Origin of the sequence: Mycolicibacter hiberniae, from assembly GCF_010729485.1 — a bacterium.
Lineage (GTDB): Bacteria > Actinomycetota > Actinomycetes > Mycobacteriales > Mycobacteriaceae > Mycobacterium > Mycobacterium hiberniae.
The window spans coordinates 1,827,956-1,846,654 of the sequence record NZ_AP022609.1; the positions used below are offsets into that span (position 1 = coordinate 1,827,956).

Sequence of the window (18,699 nt, forward strand, 5' to 3'; positions counted from 1 at the left end):
CGGGTCGGCGAAACCTAGAACAGGGTGGGCAGACCGATGGCGGAGTCCACCGCCAGTGCGCAGAAGACCAGCGCCAGGTAATTGTTCGACTGCAGGAACAGCCGCAGCGGCTTCACCGGTTCACCCCGGCGCACGCCCGCATAGAGCTGGTGAGCCATCACCAGGAACCAGGTCCCCGCCAGCACCGCGACCGCCGCGTAGAGCCATCCGGCGGCGGGCACCAGTGCCAACGTCGCCAGCACGGTCGCCCAGGTGTAGACCACGATCCGGTGGGTGACCACGTGCTCGCTGGCGACCACCGGCAGCATGGGCACCCCCGCCGCCGCGTAGTCCTCCTTGTAGCGCATCGCCAGCGCCCAGGTGTGCGGCGGCGTCCAGAAGAAGATCACCAGGAACATCACCAGTGCCTGCCAGCCGATGGTGCCGGTGACCGCCGACCAGCCGATCACCACGGGCATGCAGCCGGCCGCTCCGCCCCACACCACGTTCTGCGAGGTACGCCGCTTGAGCATCATCGAGTAGACCAGCACGTAGAACGCGATGGTGGCCATCGCCAGCAGACCTGAGATCAAGTTCGTGGTAGACCACAGCCACACGAACGAGCCGGCACCGAGCGCCAGGCTGAACACCAGAGCGCTACGGGTGGGCACGGCGTCGCGAGCCAGCGGGCGGAGCGCCGTGCGCTTCATCACCTTGTCGATGTCGGCGTCGACGACGCAGTTCAGCGCATTGGCACTGGCGGCGGCCAGCATCCCGCCGATCAGCGTGTTGAAGATCAGCAGCGGATTGACCGCGCCGCGGTCCGCCAGCAGCATCGCCGGAATAGTCGTGACCAGCAGCAACTCGATGATCCGCGGCTTGGTCAGGGACAGATACGCCAACAACGTGTTGCGCATGGCGCGTATTCGGCGCGGCTGAGCGCGCTCCCGAATACTCACGTGATGACTCCTAGGATGGCAGCTGCGACGCCAGCTTCTACTACGGACGATGGTAGACCGCCTGGCGAGGTCGTCCGAATCGCAGGGTCGATTCCTTGCGAATCCACACCACTACCGGACCTGCAATACCGCACACGCTCGCATTAGGCTGAGACCGAAGCCCGGCTTGTTCTGAAGACCTATCGCGAAGATGAGGACCGTACGTTCGTGACCACTGCTGCAGAGATCTCCGCTCTTACCCGCCCGCACCACCCCGGCGACTGGGCCGAGATCGACTCCCTCGCCGTAGACACCGCCCGGGTGCTGGCGGCCGACGCGGTGCAGAAGGTCGGAAACGGCCATCCGGGCACCGCGATGAGCCTGGCGCCGCTGGCCTACACGCTGTTTCAGCGGGTGATGCGCCATGACCCGGCCGACACCGCATGGCTGGGCCGCGACCGGTTCGTGCTGTCCTGCGGGCACTCCAGCCTGACCCTCTACATCCAGCTGTACCTGGGTGGCTTCGGGCTGGAACTGGCCGACATCGAGGCACTGCGCACCTGGGGGTCCAAGACCCCGGGCCACCCGGAGTTCCGGCACACCAAGGGGGTGGAGATCACCACCGGACCGCTCGGCCAGGGACTGGCCTCAGCGGTCGGGATGGCTATGGCCGCACGCTATGAGCGCGGACTCTTCGACCCCGATGCCGAACCCGGGACGAGTCCGTTCGACCATTTCGTCTACGTGATCGCCTCCGACGGCGACGTCCAGGAAGGCGTCACCAGTGAGGCCTCGTCGCTGGCCGGCGTCCAGCAGCTGGGCAACCTCATCGTGTTCTACGACCACAACAAGATCTCCATCGAAGACGACACCGCGATCGCGTTCTGCGAGGACACCGCGGCCCGGTACCGGTCCTACGGCTGGCACGTTCAGGAGGTCGAGGGCGGCGAGAACGTGACCGGCATCGAGGAGGCGATCGCGGCGGCCAAAGCCGTCACCGACAAGCCGTCGTTCATCTCGCTGCGCACCATCATCGGCTTCCCGTCGCCGGGCAAGATGAACACCGGCACCATCCACGGTTCGGCGCTGGGCGCCGACGAGGTCGCCGCCACCAAGACCGCGCTCGGCTTCGACCCGGACAAGAGCTTCGACGTCCGCGAGGACGTCCTCACCCACACCCGCCAGCTGGTGGGGCGCGGCAAGCAGGCACACGCCGAATGGCAGGAGCAGTTCGAAGCCTGGGCGGCCCGCGAGCCGGAGCGCAAAGCCCTGCTGGACCGGTTGCTCGCCGGGCAGCTGCCCGAGGGCTGGGATGCCGAGCTGCCGTCCTGGGAGCCGGGATCCAAGGCTGTCGCCACCCGCGCCGCATCCGGCAAGGTGCTCAACGCGCTGGGCCCCAAGCTTCCCGAATTGTGGGGCGGATCAGCTGATCTGGCGGGCAGCAACAACACCACCATGGACGGCGTCAAGTCCTTCGGGCCGGCGTCGATCTCCACCGGCGAATACACCGCCGACCCGTACGGCCGCACCCTGCACTTTGGTATCCGTGAGCACGCGATGGGCGCGATCCTGTCCGGGATCGTGCTGCACGGGCCCACCCGGGCCTACGGCGGCACCTTCCTGCAGTTCTCCGACTACATGCGGCCCGCGGTGCGACTGGCCGCGCTGATGGACATCGACCCGATCTACGTCTGGACCCACGACTCGATCGGGCTCGGCGAAGACGGCCCCACCCACCAGCCGATCGAGCACCTGGCGGCGTTGCGCGCCATCCCCCGGCTGTCGGTGGTGCGGCCCGCGGACGCCAACGAGACGGCCTACGCCTGGCGCACCGTGCTGGCGCGCGGCGCCGACAGCGGTCCGGTCGGTTTGATCCTGACCCGGCAGAACGTGCCGATCCTGGAGGGCACCGACGCCGAGGGCGTGGCGCGCGGTGGGTACGTGCTGGGCGGTCTCGACGCCGAAACCGACGAACCCGACGTGCTGCTGATCGCCACCGGCTCGGAGGTGCAGCTGGCCGTCGAGGCGCAGAAGCTGTTGGCGGACAAGGACATCATCGCGCGCGTGGTGTCGATGACGTGTCTGGAATGGTTCGAGTCGCAGCCGGCCGACTACCGCGACGCGGTGCTGCCGCCCTCGGTCTCGGCTCGCGTGGCCGTGGAGGCCGGAATCGCGCAGTGCTGGCACAAGATCGTCGGCGACACCGGCGAGATCGTGTCGATCGAGCACTACGGCGAGTCCGCCGATTACCAGACTCTTTTCCGCGAGTTCGGTCTGACCGCGGAGGCCGTGGTCGCGGCCGCTGAGAGGACCCTGGAAAACTGACGTCGATCGCCCGCACAGCGGTCGATTGAGAAGGAGCGCAACATGACTCAGAATCCCACGCTTGCCGCTCTGAGCGCCGCCGGCGTATCGGTGTGGCTCGACGACCTGTCCCGCGACCGGCTGAACTCGGGCAACCTGGCCGAACTGGTCGCCACCCGCAGCGTGGTCGGGGTGACCACCAACCCGACCATCTTCCAGAAGGCGCTGGAGAAAGGGCACGCCTACGACGGGCAACTGTCCGAACTGGCCGCCCGTGGCGCCGACGTGGACGCGGTGATCCGCACCGTCACCACCGACGACGTCCGCAACGCCTGCGATGTGCTGTCCGCGGCATGGAAGGCCTCCGACGGCGTGGACGGGCGGGTCTCGATCGAGGTCGATCCCCGGCTGGCCCATGACACCGACAAGACCGTCGCCCAGGCGGTCGAGCTGTGGAAGATCGTCGACCGCCCCAACCTGTTCATCAAGATTCCCGCCACCCGGGCGGGGCTGCCGGCCATCACCGCAGTGCTCGCCGAGGGGATCTCGGTCAATGTCACCCTGATCTTCTCGGTCGAGCGACACCGCGAAGTGATGGACGCCTACCTCGCCGGTCTGGAGGCCGCCGCGGCTGCCGGGCACGACCTGGCCACCGTGCACTCCGTGGCGTCGTTCTTCGTGTCGCGGGTGGACTCCGAGATCGACACCCGGTTGGAGAACATCGGTTCGGCTGCGGCGCTGACACTGCGCGGCAAGGCGGGCCTGGCCAACGCGCGGCTGGCCTACGCCGCCTACGAAGAGGTGTTCGGCGGCGAGCGTTTCGCCGCGCTGGCGGCCCGGGGCGCACGCGTCCAGCGGCCTCTGTGGGCCTCGACCGGGGTCAAGAACCCGGACTACCCGGACACCCTCTACGTCACCGAGCTGGTTGCGCCCCACACCGTCAACACCATGCCGGAACCGACGCTGGAGGCGGTGGCCGACCACGGCGTGATCTCCGGCGACACCGTCTCCGGAACTGCGACGGCCTCCCAGCAGGTCTTCGAGCAGCTCTCGGCGGTGGGCATCGACCTGCCCGACGTTTTCGAGGTGCTGGAGTCCGAGGGCGTCGAGAAGTTCGAGGCGTCCTGGGCCGAACTGTTGGCCGCCACCGCAGGGCAGCTGAACGAGGCCAAGTGATCTGATGGCCGGGGGCGGGGCAGGGCGCAAAGACCCCGCGGGGTGGCAGAACCCCCTGCGGGACAAGCGAGACAAACGCCTGCCGCGTATCGCCGGCCCGTGCGGCGTGGTGATTTTCGGCGTCACCGGCGACCTGGCCCGCCGCAAGCTCATGCCGGCCATTTACGACCTGGCCAACCGGGGGCTGCTGCCGCCGGCCTTCGCGCTGGTGGGCTTCGCCCGCCGGGACTGGGCCGACGAGGATTTCGCCGAGGTGGTCTACCAGGCCGTCAAGCAGCACGCCCGCACCCCCTTCCGTCAGGTGGTGTGGGATCACCTGGCAGCGGGATTCCGTTTCGTGACAGGCACGTTCGATGACGACGAGGCATTCGCGCGGCTGGCTCAGACCCTGGAAGCCCTCGATGCCGAACGTGGCACCGCGGGCAATCACGCCTTCTACCTGTCGGTCCCGCCGGCAGCCTTTCCGCTGGTGTGCGAAAAGCTGCACTCCACCGGGCTGGCCCGCCCGCGGGACGGCCGCTGGAGCCGGGTGGTGATCGAGAAGCCGTTCGGTCACGACTTGGCCAGCGCGCGCGAACTCAACGCGGTGGTCAACAGCGTGTTCCCGGAGGAGTCGGTGTTCCGGATCGACCACTACCTGGGCAAGGAGACGGTGCAGAACATCCTGGCGCTGCGCTTCGCCAACCAGCTGTTCGACCCGATCTGGAACGCCCACTACGTCGATCACGTGCAGATCACCATGGCCGAAGACATCGGCCTGGGCGGACGCGCCGGCTACTACGACGGCATCGGCGCGGCCCGCGACGTGATCCAGAACCACCTGCTGCAACTGCTGGCGCTCACGGCGATGGAGGAGCCGGTGAGCTTCTCCCCCGCTGAATTGCAGGCCGAGAAGATCAAGGTGCTCTCGGCCGTGCGGCTGGCGCAGCCGCTGGACGAGACCACGTGCCGCGGCCAGTACGCCGCCGGCTGGCAGGGCGGCGAGCACGTGGTGGGCCTGCTCGACGAAGACGGGTTCGCCCACGATTCACGGACCGAGACCTTTGCGGCGATCACCCTGGAGGTCGACACCCGACGCTGGGCCGGCGTCCCGTTCTACCTGCGGACCGGCAAGCGCCTGGGCCGGCGGGTCACCGAGATCGCGCTGGTGTTCAAGCGTGCGCCGCATCTGCCGTTCGACGACACGATGACTGACGAACTGGGTACCAACGCCGTGGTGATCAGGGTGCAGCCCGACGAGGGAATCACCATGCGGTTCGGTTCCAAGGTCCCCGGCCATCTGATGGAAGTCCGCGACGTCAACATGGACTTCTCCTACGGATCGACGTTCTCCGAAGATTCGCCGGAGGCCTACGAGCGCCTGATCCTGGATGTGTTGCTGGGCGAGCCGTCCCTGTTCCCCGTCAATGCCGAGGTCGAATTATCTTGGGAGATACTCGATCCGGTGCTCGAGAATTGGGCCGAAGACGGCAAGCCCGAACCGTATCCGGCTGGCAGCTGGGGGCCCAAGGGGGCGTTCGAGATGCTCAGGCGTTCCGGCCGGGAATGGCGGCGCCCATGATTGTCGAGCTGCCAGACACCTCGACCAACGCCATCAACAAAAGGCTCGACGAGCTGCGCGAGCAGGTCGGCGCGGCTACCACGGGCCGGGTCCTGACCCTGATCATCGCCCTGGGCAACGACGCGCTGCTCGACGAGTCCATCGCCGCGGCCTACATCGCCAGCCAGGAGCACCCCAGCCGGGTGATCGTGGTGATCACCGGAGAAGCCGACTCCGGCTCGGCTCGCCTGGACGCCGAGCTGCGGATGCTCGGTGAGGCCGGCGGCGGCGAGGTGGTGGTGCTGAGGCTGTACGGCCCGCTGGCCGGACACGCCGACGCCGTCGTCACGCCGTTCCTGCTCCCCGACATCCCGGTGGTCGCGTGGTGGCCCGACGTCGCCCCGGCGGCACCGGCCGCCGATCCGCTGGGCGCCTTGGCGTTGCGGCGGATCACCGACGCCACCAACGCCTCCGACCCCCGGGCCGCGATCCGAAGCCGCCGAGACGGCTACACCGCCGGAGACACCGACCTGTCGTGGAGCCGGATCACCTATTGGCGCGCGCTACTTGCCTCGGCCCTGGATCAGCCGCCGTACGAGCCGATCCGCTCGGCGGTGGTCTCCGGACTGGCGACCGAACCGGCCCTGGACATCCTGGCCGGCTGGTTGGCCAGTCGCATCGACGGGCCGGTACGACGTGTCGTCGGCGCTTTGCGGATCGAGTTGATGCGTGACAGCGAGATCGTGTCGCTGAGCCGTCCGCAAGAGGGCGTGATCGCGACCTTGAGCCGCACCGGCAGGCCCGAGGCCCTGGTCCCGCTGCCGCGCCGGGTGACCGCGGAATGCCTCGCCGAGGATCTGCGCCGGTTGGACCCCGACGGTGTTTACGGAGCCGCCCTGACGGGCCTTGAGGAAGTGGAGTACCTGTGATCGTTGCGACCTACCCCGACGCCGATGCGCTGGTCGCCGCCGCCGGCGACCGCCTGGCCGACGCGGTGGAGGCGGCCATCGCCGCCCGGGGCCGGGCACTGGTCGTGCTGACCGGCGGCGGCAACGGCATCGCGCTGCTGCGCCGCCTGGGCGAGCATGCCGCACGGATCGACTGGGCACGCGTGCACCTGTTCTTCGGTGACGATCGCTTCGTTGCGGCGCACGACGCCGATCGCAACGACAAGCAGGCGCGCGAGGCGCTGTTGGGCCGGATCGAGATCCCGGCGGAGAACGTGCACGCGATGCCGGCCAGCGACGGCGCGTACGGCGACGACCTCGAGGCCGCCGCGCAGGCCTACCAGGAGGTGCTGGCGGCCCAGGCCGATGCGGGCCAACCCGCGCCGGAGTTCGACGTGCACCTGCTGGGTATGGGTGCTGAGGGCCACGTCAACTCGCTGTTCCCCGACACCGCTGCCGTCCGGGAGACCACGCGCATGGTGGTGGGGGTGAGCGATTCGCCCAAGCCGCCGCCGCGCCGAATCACGCTGACCCTGCCGGCGATCCGGCGCTCGCGGGAGGTGTGGTTGGTGGTTGCCGGGGAGTCCAAGGCCGAGGCGGTGGCGGCCGCGATGGGCGGCGCGGACCCGGTGGAGATTCCCGCCGCCGGTGCGATCGGCCGTGAGCAGACGGTGTGGCTGCTCGACGAGGCGGCCGCTTCGCTGCTGTCCGGGCAGCCTTCCTAGCCCGCGGCCGGCTTTCTGCTCGGCCGGGTTGCGACGCATCCGGCGATCGCCACAAGCCGCGCCCGTCGGCGGTCATAATGAGCGCTATGGCAGACAGAACCCCGGGAAACGGCACCGAACGCAAGCGGCTCAAGACCTTGGCTCAGGCGGCGCTGAACGCCGATGTGACCGTCGGCCAGCTTGAAGATGTGCTCGGTGGACTGGGCGGCACCATGAACGAGCTCAACAGTTCCCTGGCCAGTCTCAACGCCACGATCGAACGCCTGGGCAGCGGCCTGGACCATCTTGAGTCGACTATGGCCAGCCTGGATGACCTGGCCCGCCGGCTGGTCACCCTGATCGAGCCGGTGGAAGCCATCGTCAACCGGATCGACTACCTGGTAGCCGTCGGCGAGACCGCCATGTCACCGCTGTCGATGACGGAGAATGCGCTGCGCGGGATGCTCAACGCCATGCGCAACCGGATGCGCTGAGCGGCCACGGGCTCACCGCGGAGGCATTGCCGGCCGCCGCGCCAGGCTCACCCGTGAGCAACTTTTCTACAATGGTGAAGGATTTTGCTACATTGATGTAGTGACTGTCGCGGCCAACCACCGGGAGCGCGCCGCGCATCTGGGCCCGGAACGCCGCCGGCCCCTGGTACTGGATGCAGCGCTGGCCATCGCGGCCGCCTCTGGTACCACCGCGGTGACCATCGGCGCCGTCGCCGAGCGCCTGGGCGTCACCCGCCCGGTGGTGTATTCCTGCTTCCCAGACCGGGTCGCCCTGATCAAGGCGCTGGTCGAGCGCGAGCGCAACACCATGGTGGCCCGACTGCTCGACGCACTGCACACCGCCCGGGGCGATGATCCCGAGGCTGCCTTCATCACCGGCTACCAGCACCTGTTGCACATGGTCGACGAGCATCCCGACACCTGGCGGCTGATCTTCGCGGTCAGCCCAGATCCCTCGGTGGCCGACGTGGTCGCAGAGGCGCGCCAGGCCGTCGCGGCCAGCGCCACCCGCTGGATCGCGCCGGCGCTGCGCACGTGGTGGCAGACCGCCGACCTCGATCGCAAGCTGCCCGTTCTCATCGAACTGTTCATGTCGGCCGGTGAGGCCGCGTCGCGCTCCTTGTTGGACGGCCAAAGCGACTGGACCGCCGACGATCTCGGCATCTTTTACGGACGAATCATGTGCAGCGCATTCCGCGCGGCATGAAGCCGCACCGATAGGGGGAAACCAATGAAACAACACCGCACCACGCAGGTACCGGCGCGGACCGAGACCACCGGCGGCTCATTGCGCTCGGTGATCACCCGGGTCCGCCGGCGCGACTACCAGCCGCTGCTCGACTACGGGGTGTTCGGGCCGGATTCGGTGTCGTGGCGGGTATGGACGTACCCGACCACTCCCACCGTCGCGATCAGCCGAGCAGTGGTGATCGAAGAGCTGGACCCGTTCTTGACGGCGACCGTCAACGCCACCGGCCGGATCTACAACCAGCCCCGTGTCCGCCTGGAGCGCACCATCGCATACTTCGCCACGATCGCCATCGGCGATTCACTTTCAGCGGCCAAGGCGGCCGAGACGCTGACGAAGGTGCACGCGCACGCCGGCTGCGTGGAGCCGGTGTCGGGGGTGTGGTCAGACCCCAACAATCCCGACCAGCAACTGTGGATTCTGGTGACCGGCTGGCATTCGGTGCTCTACGCCTACGAGACCTACGGGCCGGGCAAGCTCTCCGAAGCCGATGAGCGCAGCTACTGGGCCGACTGCGCCAAAGCCGCGGAATTCCAGACCATCGACCCGGCTGCGGTGCCGCGCACCCGCGAGGAGGTTCGGGACTACTTCCGGCGAATGCGGCCCCGGCTGGCCGCCAGCGAGGCGACTCAACACGCGATGCAGCACCTGATGAACGCCGAGGTGTTCCTGCCCGAACTGCCCCGGCTGCTCACCCCGGTGAAGTGGCCCGCTCGCATTGTGTTGCGCGCCGGCGTCATCCGGATGCTTCCCCGGTGGCAGCGCGACCTGGCCAACACCCATCAAAGCGCCGTGACCGACTGGTTGATCCGGCCGATTCTGCGGGGCGCCATGGCGGTGATGGCCCGGCCCAAGGTCGCCATGCTCGCGCTGCGCTTCCTGAGCCCGTCGACCGTGCCGATCGCCGCACCGGCGCTGCTCGGCATCCCGCCGGTCACCGCACAGACCGTCACCCCGGCGCAGGCGTTCGCCCGCCACGGCATCGCGACGCCCAAAGCGCTCTACGAGCAGTTCAGATCCGGCCAGGACATCGTCATGCACCGGCCTTCTGCCCCGCTGCCGGTGCCGCCTTCGGGCGGCAGCCAGCCCCAGCCGGCTTAGGCCGGCTGGGGGCAGGAGTCGGCTGGGGGCAGGGTCAGGCGTATTTGATCAGCAGGCCCACCGCGACGATGGAGGTCAGCCAGATCGCGATGACGAAGTAGGTCAGCCTGTCCAGGTTTTTCTCGACCACGGTCGAGCCCGACAGGCTGGACTGCACGCCGCCGCCGAACAGAGTCGACAGGCCGCCGCCCTTGGCGCGGTGCAGCAGCACCAGCAGAATCACCAGCAGGCTGGTGATCACCAAGAGAATCTGCAGCGTCAAGATCATGCCGTCACCCTACCGTTCGGCCGGCGCTTCCCCGGCGTCTGGGTCACGGCAGCGGCCCGCCGGCAGCCAGCGCCGCCAGCATCGCGAACTGCTCACCGTCCAGCGAGGCACCGCCTACCAGACCGCCGTCCACATCGGGCTGGCCGATGAGTTCGCCGATGTTCTTGGCGTTGACCGAGCCGCCGTAGAGCACCCGGACGGTGTCGGCGGCCTTGGGTGAGGCGAGCTTGCCCAGTTCCGCGCGCACCGCCGCGCACACCTCCTGCGCGTCGGCGGCGCCGGCCACCCGGCCCGTGCCGATCGCCCACACCGGTTCGTAGGCGATGACGCTGGCACCGATCTGCTCGGCGCTCAACCCGGCCAGCGAACCCCGCAACTGCTCCAGACAGTATTCGACGTGGTTACCGGCCTCCCGGATCTCCAGGTGCTCGCCGATGCAGATGATCGGGGTGAGGCCGTGCTTGAGGGCGGCGGCCGCCTTCGCGGCGACCAGTGCGTCGTCCTCGCCGTGGTAGCTGCGTCGCTCGGAGTGCCCGACGACCACGAAGGTGCAACCCAGCTTGGCCAGGAACGCACCGCTGACCTCACCGGTGTAGGCGCCCGAATCGTGCTGGGAGAGATCCTGGGCACCGAAGGTCAGCCGAAGCTTGTCCCCGTCGACCAGGGTCTGAACGCTGCGCAGATCGGTGAACGGCGGCAGCACCGTGACGTCGACCTTGTCGAAGTACTTGTCCGGCAGCGCGAAAGCCACCTTCTGCACCAGGGCGATGGCCTCGAAGTGATTGAGGTTCATCTTCCAGTTGCCGGCGATCAGCGGCTTACGACTCATTGCGACCCTCCGGTTGCGAATCCGGTCTCCAGGACCTGCAGACCTGGCAGTGGTTTGCCCTCAAGGTATTCCAGGGACGCGCCGCCGCCGGTGGAGATGTGGGAGAAACCGTCCTCCGGCAGGCCCAGCGCCCGTACCGCCGCGGCGGAGTCACCGCCGCCGACAACGCTGAAGGCGCCTTTGGCTGTGGCGTTTGCGATCGCTTCGGCCACTCCCCTGGTGCCGGCCTCGAACGCCGGGAACTCGAACACGCCCATCGGCCCGTTCCAGAAGACGGTCTTGGCGTTGCCCAGCAGGGCGGCGAACCGCTCCACCGAACCCGGACCGATGTCCAGGCCCATCTTGCCGTCCGGGATGGCGTCCGCGGCCACCACCTCGCCGGTGGCGGCTGCGTCGAACTTGTCGGCGACGACGATGTCCACCGGCAACCGCAGCACGTCGGCGTAGTCGTCGAGCAGTTGCCGGCAGGTGTCCACCATGTCGGCCTCCAGCAACGAGGTGCCGACCTGTTGCCCCTGTGCCGCCAGGAAGGTGAAACACATGCCGCCGCCGATCACGATGGAGTCGGCTTTGGTCGCCAGCGACTTGATCACGCCCAGCTTGTCGGAGACCTTCGATCCGCCCAGCACCACGGCATAGGGCCGCTCGGTCGACTCGGTCAGCTGCTGCAACACCTGGATCTCCGCGGCGACCAGCGTCCCCGCGTAGGCCGGCAGCAGCGTGGCGATGTCGTAGACCGAGGCCTGCTTGCGGTGCACCACGCCGAACCCGTCGGAGACAAAGGCCCCCGGCGAGCCGTCCGGCGCGGCGACCAGCTCGGCCAGTTCCCGGGCCAGAGCCAGCCGCTCGCCGTCGTCCTTGCTGGTCTCGCGCGGATCGAAGCGGATGTTCTCCAGCAGCAGCACGTCGCCTTCGGTCAGACCTTCGGCGCGGGCCAGGGCATCGGTGCCGACCACGTCACCGGCCAGCTGAACGTGCCGGCCCAACTGCTCGCTGAGCGCGGCCGCGACCGGCGCCAGCGACAACTTGGGGTCCGGCCCGCCTTTGGGCCGCCCCAGGTGCGCGGTCACCACGACCTTGGCGCCGGCGCCTACCAAGGCACGCAGCGTGGGCACCGATGCGGTGATCCGGCCCAGGTCGGTGATCTTTCCGTCGTCGAGCGGGACGTTCAGGTCGGAGCGCACCAGCACGCCCCGACCCGAAACACCCTCGGCGATCAGGTCTTCGACTGACTTGACGGCCACGATCGCGTTACAGCGACTTGCCGACGAGAGCGATCAGGTCGACCAGACGGTTGGAGTAGCCCCACTCGTTGTCGTACCAGGAGACCACCTTGGCCTGGTTGTCGATGACCTTGGTCAGCCCGGCGTCGTAGAGCGACGAGTGCGGGTCGGTGACGATGTCGCTCGACACGATCGGCGCGTCGTAGTACTTCAGGATGCCCTTCATCGGGCCCTCGGCGGCAGCCTTCATGGCGGCGTTGATGTCTTCGACCGACGCCGACTTGCTCAGTTCGGCGGTCAGGTCGGTGACCGAGCCGGTGGGGATCGGCACCCGCAGCGCGTAGCCGTCCAGCTTGCCCTTGAGCTCGGGCAGCACCAGGCCGATCGCCTTGGCGGCACCGGTACCGGTGGGCACGATGTTGATCGCGGCGGCGCGGGCGCGCCGCAGGTCGCTGTGCGGACCGTCCTGCAGGTTCTGGTCCTGGGTGTAGGCGTGGATGGTGGTCATCAGGCCCTTGACGATGCCGAACTCGTCGTTGAGCACCTTGGCCAGCGGGCCGAGGCAGTTCGTGGTGCACGAGGCGTTGGAGATGATGTTCTGGCTGCCGTCGTACTTGTCGTCGTTGACGCCCAGCACGATGGTGATGTCCTCGTCGGTGGCCGGCGCGGAGATGATGACTTTCTTGGCTCCGGCGTCCAGGTGACCCTTGGCCTTGGCGGCGTTGGTGAAGATGCCGGTGGACTCGACCACGACGTCGACACCCAGGTCACCCCAGGGCAGGGCGGCCGGGCCTTCCTTGACCTCGAGGGCCTTGATCTTGGTGTTGCCGACGACGATGGTGTCGTCGCCTTCGAGGCTGACCTCGTGGGGCAGCCGGCCCAGGATGGAGTCGAACTTCAGCAGGTGCGCCAGGCTGGCGTTGTCGGTGAGGTCGTTGACCGCAACGATCTCGATGTCGGTGTTGTTGCCCAGGGCTTTCTGCGCGTCCAATGCCCTGAAGAAGTTCCGCCCGATGCGGCCGAAGCCGTTCACGCCTACCCGGACCGTCACTGCGCTCTCCTTGTGTCTATAAGCCGACCGATGTGCTTTCCAGGCCAGCCTAGTGGGCGGGCCGCCGGTAGCGCGCAGGTGCCTCAGCGCCGCCCGGCGCCGGCTACCCTACGCCGGCCAGCTGGGGAAGCAGATGCTCGAGCTGGCCGACCTCTTCGATGTTGTGGCGCACCCAGGCACGGACCATCGCATCGGGAAAGCGGCGCTGGGCGTACCGGTTCAGCGGTGACAGCAGCGGCCCCCTGGCTCCGATATCCATGACGCTGACGTAGTGGTTCCCCTCCGTGCACGCCGACCAGGTGTGTTCCAGCTGGAGAACGGCGACTCCGGCCATGCGCTGGACCAGCCGTATCCCGGTTTCGTCGAGCTTCTCCACCCGATCGGTGACATCCACCGTGAAGGCCGGATCAGCGCCGAACCGTTCGACGATGCGAAACCGTGCGCCCTCGCCGGCTCCTCCACCGGGCGCCGGGCGAGCGAGCTCCCACCGAATGTGATCGATCGGATGCCACGCCAGATAGCGGTTGATCACCGCACCGCCGTACTCGATGGTGCCGTCGATGTGCCGAAACCAGTCCAGCAACATGGGCGGAGTCACCCCCGCCAGCGGGCGATGGTCGATCGTGACTCGGCGCCGGCGGTGGGGCCCGGCGGTGTAGCGCACCGTCGCGGTATCGACACGTCGTAGCGGAAAAATCACCGGGCGTTCCATGACCGCTCCCATCAAGATACGATAACGTTTCTTAAGGGAACGGTACGGCGCAACCGTAAGAAACGCAACCGTTTCTCGCCGGCGGGGCCGAAGCGGATCGTAGAGAAAGGGCAGGCAGATGGCCGAGCAGCGTCGACACGGCACCGAGCTGGAGGCGGCGATCGAAACCGCAGTCCTCGACTTGCTCGCCGAGCACGGGCTCGCAGCCGTCACCATGGAGGCGGTTGCCGCCCGCGCCAAGACCAGTAAGCCCGTGCTGTATCGCCGCTGGCCCGATCGCCGCGCGTTGATTCGCGACGTGCTGCTGCGCGCGGCGGTTGCCACGATTCCGCATGAGGACACCGGCAGCTACCGGACGGACATGCTGGCCATCCTGCGGGGCTGGGCCCAGCTGTTCACCGGTCCGCAGTCCGCTGCCCTTGCCTCGGTGGTCGCGGCGATGACATACGACGCCGAGCTCGCCGCGGAATTTCGCGGCGGCGTCATCGAGTGGCGCAAACAAGAGATGGCCGCACTGCTTTCCCGTGGCATGCAACGCGGTGACGTGCGGGCCGACGTATCGATCGAGATCGCGCGTGAACTCGCCCAGAGCGTGCTGTGGCACCGTCTTCTGATCTCCGGGGATCCGATCACCGATGAGCTGATCACCGAGCTCGTCGACGACGTGCTCGTCCCCTATGTCAAGCCGCGCTGACGCCGGCTCGGCGCGCAGACCGGACGCAACTATCGGGGGATGGTCCGGACCGGGAGCTCGTCGCCGGCTTCGGGCCATGGTTGACGGGACAGCATGTCGGCCACAGCCACGTAACCCACCTCGATCAGCCCGGACTTGGCGTCGACGATCCGGTAAGCCTGCTCGCGCCGATGGATGGGCTGGCCTTCGAGCACGATCACCCGCAGGTCGCCCTCGGCGAATCGGCAACGGCGCTGCACCGCCGCGAGCAGCTGCTCGTTGTGCAGGTGGCCTTCACCGAAGTTCCAGCCGATCAGCGGGCCGGCGATGATCTCGCCGTCGCGGATGTTGTAGTCGGCCACGTTGTCGACCGCGCGGGGCAGTAGGCCGTTGAGGGCACGGCCTTGCAGGTGCATGGCGCGGAATGCGCCCGGGACCTTGTCGGCCACCAGGTCGGCGGTGGACTGGTCGTAGAACTTCGCCAACTGGCTGATGACCAGCGCCGAGCTCTTGACGACGTTGGCCTCCACGACGTCCTCGGTACCGGTGCGGAAGCACCAGAAGCTGGACGCCCAGTTTCCGGCGTAGTACCGCATCGCCGGCAGGAAGGAGATCTGCTGCGGAAACATGTTCCCGGCCACCGGAATCACCACCAGCCCGGTGAACAGAATCGCCATCAACAGCGGCGATCGCAGGTCAAAGACGCTGATCTCGGGGTGCTGGCCGAACAGGAAGAACAGCGAGAAGAGGAAGAACACGTTCCACTCCAGCGGGACGCCCATCGGCAGGTTGGACAAGATGTTGAGATGGAAGATCACCATGAAGGCGATCAGGAACCACCGCCACGGGTGATCACCGGCGACCAGCACCAGCAGCGCCGGTACCACGAATTCGGCGGTGGTGCCACCGACGTGCGCCATCAGCTGCGGTATCCGGGTGGGGCGCAGGTCGTTGCGGTAATCCCGGTACATCAGGTGTTTGACCCGGGTGAAGATCTTTGCCCGCAGCAGGGCGTTGTTGCTCGTCATCACCGCAACCACGTAGGGAAAGTGGTGGTTGAGTTTGGAAGTGGCTGCGCCCCACCACAACCCGAGAATGATGAGTTTGAATGCGGCCATCTGGTCGACGTAGGGAAAGAAGAAGACCAGCAACGTCAGGCCGTAGTGCTCGGCGCGGGCGGCCAGGAAGATCGTCTTGTCCCGCAGGCCCAGCAGGACCAGGGCGATCACCAGCGGAGCCACCGACACCGGGTCGAGCAGGCCCGGTCCGGGATCGCCCTGCCCGGCAGACCGCAACGTCCAGATTCCGGCAGCCAGCACGGCTGCGTAAAGCCCCACGTCGACAGCCGTGCGGGTGTCGCCACGAGTGAACGGGACTTTGTCCGGCCACGGCGGCAGCCGGATCGTCTTGGGCCGCAACCAGTACAGGACGCCGCCGATGGGCGGCCAGAATCGGGCGGTCAGCGGACCCGACCCGCAGCCCAGGCCCAGGACCTCGAACAGCAGACTGAAGACGACGAGCTTCTGGTAGACGATCGGCTGGGTCCACCATTCGGCGATGCGGCCCAGACCGCCCAGGCCCGGAGTCAACCCGATCACCGCCGCCGCGCCCACAGCGTAGGCCGCGATCTTGAGCAGATAGATCAGGTAGACCCCCGAGGGGGTGCCGAAGCCCTGTTCGACCCAGTGCCTGCTGCAGACCCGGATCCGGGTCGGCCAATCGGTGCTGCGCCACGTGGCGGGGTCGACGTCGGGAACCGACGGTTTGATGAACCCCATACTGCCCTCACTCCCTGCCGTGTGCCCGTTCTGTTATAGCGGCAAGAGCAGGCCGGTGATGGGCGTTCGGACGGGTCCGGGCTTGCCCGCGGCCCCGCTGTGCGGGCGGTGGGCGCAGACGCGCGCGGCTAGGCGTCTTCGAGCAGTTCGGGGGTGACCGCGGACTCGGTGTCGGGAATGCCGTCCTGCTTGGCCTTGCGGTCAGCCATCGACAGCAGCCGCCGGATGCGCCCCGCCACCGCGTCTTTGGTCATCGGCGGGTCGGCCAGCCGGCCCAGTTCCTCCAGCGAGGCCTGTCTGTGCTCGACCCGCAGCCGGCCGGCCGAGGCCAGGTGCTCGGGCACGGTGTCGCCGAGGATCGCCAGCGCCCGTTCCACGCGTGCCGCCGCCGCCACCGCCGCCCGCGCGGAACGGCGCAGGTTGGCGTCGTCGAAGTTGGCCAGCCGGTTGGCGGTCGCACGCACCTCGCGGCGAATCCGACGTTCCTCCCAGACCAGCCGCGTGTCCTGGGCGCCCATCCGGGTCAGCAGCGCCCCGATCGCCTCACCGTCGCGAACCACCACGCGGTCGGCGCCGCGCACCTCGCGGGCCTTGGCGGTGACGCCGAGCCGGCGCGCCGCACCGACCAGCGCCAGCGCGGCCTCCGGACCCGGGCAGCCGACCTCCAGCGCCGACGAGCGGCCCGGTTCGGTCAGTGAGCCGTGTGCCAAAAACGCGCCCCGCCAGGCAGCTTCGGCGTCGGCGACGCTGCCACCGACGACCTGGGCGGGCAGGCCGCGCACCGGGCGCCCGCGCAGATCCAACAGCCCGGTCTGGCGGGCCAGCGCCTCACCGTCCTTGGTCACCCGCAGCACGTAGCGGGTGCTCTTGCGCATTCCGCTTGCCGACAGCACGTGCACGATCGCGCTGTAGCCGTACAGGTCGAAGATGTCCTTGCGCAGCCGCCGCGCGATGACGCCCAGGTCCACCTCGGCCTCCACCACCACCCGGCCGGCCACGATGTGCAGGCCGCCGGCGAAGCGCAGCAGCGCCGCGACCTCCGCGCGGCGGGCGCTCACCGAACTGACCACGAGACGGCTCAGCTCGTCCTTGACTTCGGCCGTCATCGCCACGACTTGTCACCTCCCGGCCCGAGCCCGCTCGGTCCACTCACGCCGGTTTGCCGGCCCCCGCCCTCGGACTGCATCGCCACCGGGGTCGGAACTGCCAACGTCGACGCGCTCCGAACCCCGTCCAGCGCCGCCGCCAACTTTCCTGGGTCATGTAAAGGTGTACCAGGTCGGGCGACGTCGACGAACCGAACCTCCGCCGCGAACAGGGTGGCGGCCCGCCGCAGCTGTTCGCGCTCGCGTTCGCTGGGCACCCGGCCCGCGTCGATGATGATGTGGTCCACGGTGAATCCCGGCGAATGCTGGGCCAGGACGTGCAGGTGGCGTTCCACGGAGAAGCCCGCGGTCTCCCCCGGTTCGGCCACCAGATTGAGCACCAGGGCGCGCCGGGCCGTGGTGGCCTGCAGAGCCGAGGCCAGACCCGGCACCAGCAGGTGCGGGATCACGCTGGTGAACCACGAACCGGGCCCGAGCACCACCAGGTCCGCGGACATGATGGCGTCCACCGCTTGCCGGGTGGCCGGCGGGTTACCCGGCAGCAGCCGGACCCGGCGCACCTTGCCCGGGGTGGTCGCCACCGCCACCTGACCGCGGATCAGCCGGAACAGCCGCGGGTCGGCTTCCAGCCCCGACACGTCGGCCTCGATCTGCAGGGCGACCGGGCACATGGGCAACACCCTGCCCTTGACGCCCAGCATTCGGCCCAGCTCGTCGAGGGCGGCCACCGGGTCGGCGAGCACCTCGTTGAGACCGGCCAGCAGCAGGTTGCCGATCGGATGACCCGCCAGCGCGCCGCTGCCGCCGAAGCGGTGTTGCAGCACGGTCGCCCACAGCTGGCCCATCGGGGTGTCGGAAGCCAGCGCCGCCAGTGCCATGCGCAGATCTCCGGGCGGAATCACGTCCAGCTCGCCGCGCAGCCTGCCCGAGGAGCCGCCGTCGTCGGCCACGGTGACCACCGCGGTGACGTGCGGGGTCAGCCGGCGGGCGGCCGACAGCGTCGCATACAGACCGTGTCCCCCGCCGAGCGCGACGATGCTCGGGTTGCCACGCGCGGGTTCAACGCTCACTGGCGCCGCTCCTCCTCATCGCTCCGCAAGCTCCGCT

Annotated in this window: 18 protein-coding genes; 9 read left to right on the forward strand and 9 right to left on the reverse strand. The window is 68.4% G+C overall.

Annotation, left to right across the window (positions count from 1 at the left end; translation table 11 throughout):
* Window positions 1–14 precede the first annotated feature (14 nt).
* Window positions 15–938, reverse strand: a complete 924-nt coding sequence (locus tag G6N14_RS08500; RefSeq protein ID WP_085134596.1) for a heme o synthase — start codon at window positions 936–938, stop codon at window positions 15–17.
* Window positions 939–1,145: 207 nt separating this feature from the next.
* Here G6N14_RS08500 and tkt point away from each other — a divergent pair, with 207 nt between their 5' ends.
* The 8 genes from tkt (at window position 1,146) to G6N14_RS08540 (ending at window position 9,952) form a co-directional block, all read left to right on the forward strand.
* Window positions 1,146–3,242 carry a transketolase gene (gene tkt, locus G6N14_RS08505; protein WP_085134595.1) on the forward strand — a complete coding sequence of 699 codons (2,097 nt, stop codon included), beginning with the start codon at window positions 1,146–1,148 and terminating at the stop codon, window positions 3,240–3,242.
* Between the two features lie 42 nt (window positions 3,243–3,284).
* Window positions 3,285–4,397 (forward strand): transaldolase, encoded by a 1,113-nt coding sequence (gene tal / locus G6N14_RS08510; RefSeq protein ID WP_085134594.1) that lies wholly within the window; start codon window positions 3,285–3,287, stop codon window positions 4,395–4,397.
* 4 nt (window positions 4,398–4,401) lie between these two features.
* Window positions 4,402–5,958: a glucose-6-phosphate dehydrogenase gene (gene zwf / locus G6N14_RS08515; RefSeq protein ID WP_085134593.1), complete on the forward strand. Its 1,557-nt coding sequence runs from the start codon at window positions 4,402–4,404 to the stop codon at window positions 5,956–5,958.
* Window positions 5,955–6,866 (forward strand): glucose-6-phosphate dehydrogenase assembly protein OpcA, encoded by a 912-nt coding sequence (opcA, locus tag G6N14_RS08520; RefSeq protein ID WP_085134645.1) that lies wholly within the window; start codon window positions 5,955–5,957, stop codon window positions 6,864–6,866. The genes zwf and opcA overlap by 4 nt, the downstream gene beginning before the upstream one ends.
* Entirely contained in the window at window positions 6,863–7,609 is a 747-nt protein-coding gene (pgl, locus tag G6N14_RS08525) for a 6-phosphogluconolactonase (protein ID WP_085134592.1), read from the forward strand. Before opcA ends, pgl begins: the two co-directional genes overlap by 4 nt.
* Before the next feature lie 77 nt (window positions 7,610–7,686).
* Window positions 7,687–8,082 (forward strand): ATPase, encoded by a 396-nt coding sequence (locus G6N14_RS08530; RefSeq protein ID WP_085134591.1) that lies wholly within the window; start codon window positions 7,687–7,689, stop codon window positions 8,080–8,082.
* 100 nt (window positions 8,083–8,182) lie between these two features.
* Window positions 8,183–8,809 (forward strand): TetR/AcrR family transcriptional regulator, encoded by a 627-nt coding sequence (locus tag G6N14_RS08535; protein ID WP_234808825.1) that lies wholly within the window; start codon window positions 8,183–8,185, stop codon window positions 8,807–8,809.
* A gap of 24 nt (window positions 8,810–8,833) precedes the next feature.
* Window positions 8,834–9,952: an oxygenase MpaB family protein gene (locus tag G6N14_RS08540; RefSeq protein WP_085134589.1), complete on the forward strand. Its 1,119-nt coding sequence runs from the start codon at window positions 8,834–8,836 to the stop codon at window positions 9,950–9,952.
* 34 nt (window positions 9,953–9,986) lie between these two features.
* Here G6N14_RS08540 and secG read toward each other — a convergent pair whose 3' ends face one another.
* From secG to G6N14_RS08565, 5 genes are all read right to left on the reverse strand, one after another.
* Window positions 9,987–10,220 (reverse strand): preprotein translocase subunit SecG, encoded by a 234-nt coding sequence (secG, locus tag G6N14_RS08545; protein ID WP_085134588.1) that lies wholly within the window; start codon window positions 10,218–10,220, stop codon window positions 9,987–9,989.
* Window positions 10,221–10,263: 43 nt separating this feature from the next.
* Window positions 10,264–11,049 carry a triose-phosphate isomerase gene (tpiA, locus tag G6N14_RS08550; protein WP_085134587.1) on the reverse strand — a complete coding sequence of 262 codons (786 nt, stop codon included), beginning with the start codon at window positions 11,047–11,049 and terminating at the stop codon, window positions 10,264–10,266.
* Window positions 11,046–12,293, reverse strand: a complete 1,248-nt coding sequence (locus G6N14_RS08555; protein WP_085134586.1) for a phosphoglycerate kinase — start codon at window positions 12,291–12,293, stop codon at window positions 11,046–11,048. Before G6N14_RS08555 ends, tpiA begins: the two co-directional genes overlap by 4 nt.
* Before the next feature lie 7 nt (window positions 12,294–12,300).
* Window positions 12,301–13,323 (reverse strand): type I glyceraldehyde-3-phosphate dehydrogenase, encoded by a 1,023-nt coding sequence (gene gap / locus G6N14_RS08560; RefSeq protein ID WP_085134585.1) that lies wholly within the window; start codon window positions 13,321–13,323, stop codon window positions 12,301–12,303.
* A gap of 103 nt (window positions 13,324–13,426) precedes the next feature.
* Entirely contained in the window at window positions 13,427–14,035 is a 609-nt protein-coding gene (locus tag G6N14_RS08565; protein ID WP_085134584.1) for a hypothetical protein, read from the reverse strand.
* Between the two features lie 118 nt (window positions 14,036–14,153).
* On the opposite strand from G6N14_RS08565, the gene G6N14_RS08570 reads away from it, so the two are divergent.
* A complete protein-coding gene (locus G6N14_RS08570) occupies window positions 14,154–14,729 on the forward strand; it encodes a TetR/AcrR family transcriptional regulator (protein WP_085134583.1) in 576 nt (191 codons plus the stop codon).
* 29 nt (window positions 14,730–14,758) lie between these two features.
* Here the strand turns inward: G6N14_RS08570 and G6N14_RS08575 are convergent, their stop codons facing one another.
* The 3 genes from G6N14_RS08575 to G6N14_RS08585 all read right to left on the reverse strand — a co-directional run bounded on the left by G6N14_RS08575 (window position 14,759) and on the right by G6N14_RS08585 (window position 18,662).
* Window positions 14,759–16,486, reverse strand: a complete 1,728-nt coding sequence (locus G6N14_RS08575; RefSeq protein WP_085134582.1) for a DUF3556 domain-containing protein — start codon at window positions 16,484–16,486, stop codon at window positions 14,759–14,761.
* Between the two features lie 128 nt (window positions 16,487–16,614).
* Window positions 16,615–17,592 (reverse strand): DNA-binding protein WhiA, encoded by a 978-nt coding sequence (whiA, locus tag G6N14_RS08580; protein WP_109559723.1) that lies wholly within the window; start codon window positions 17,590–17,592, stop codon window positions 16,615–16,617.
* On the reverse strand, window positions 17,589–18,662 hold the full coding sequence (locus tag G6N14_RS08585; RefSeq protein WP_085134580.1) for a YvcK family protein: 1,074 nt from the start codon (window positions 18,660–18,662) through the stop codon (window positions 17,589–17,591). The genes whiA and G6N14_RS08585 overlap by 4 nt, the downstream gene beginning before the upstream one ends.
* Window positions 18,663–18,699: the final 37 nt, after the last annotated feature.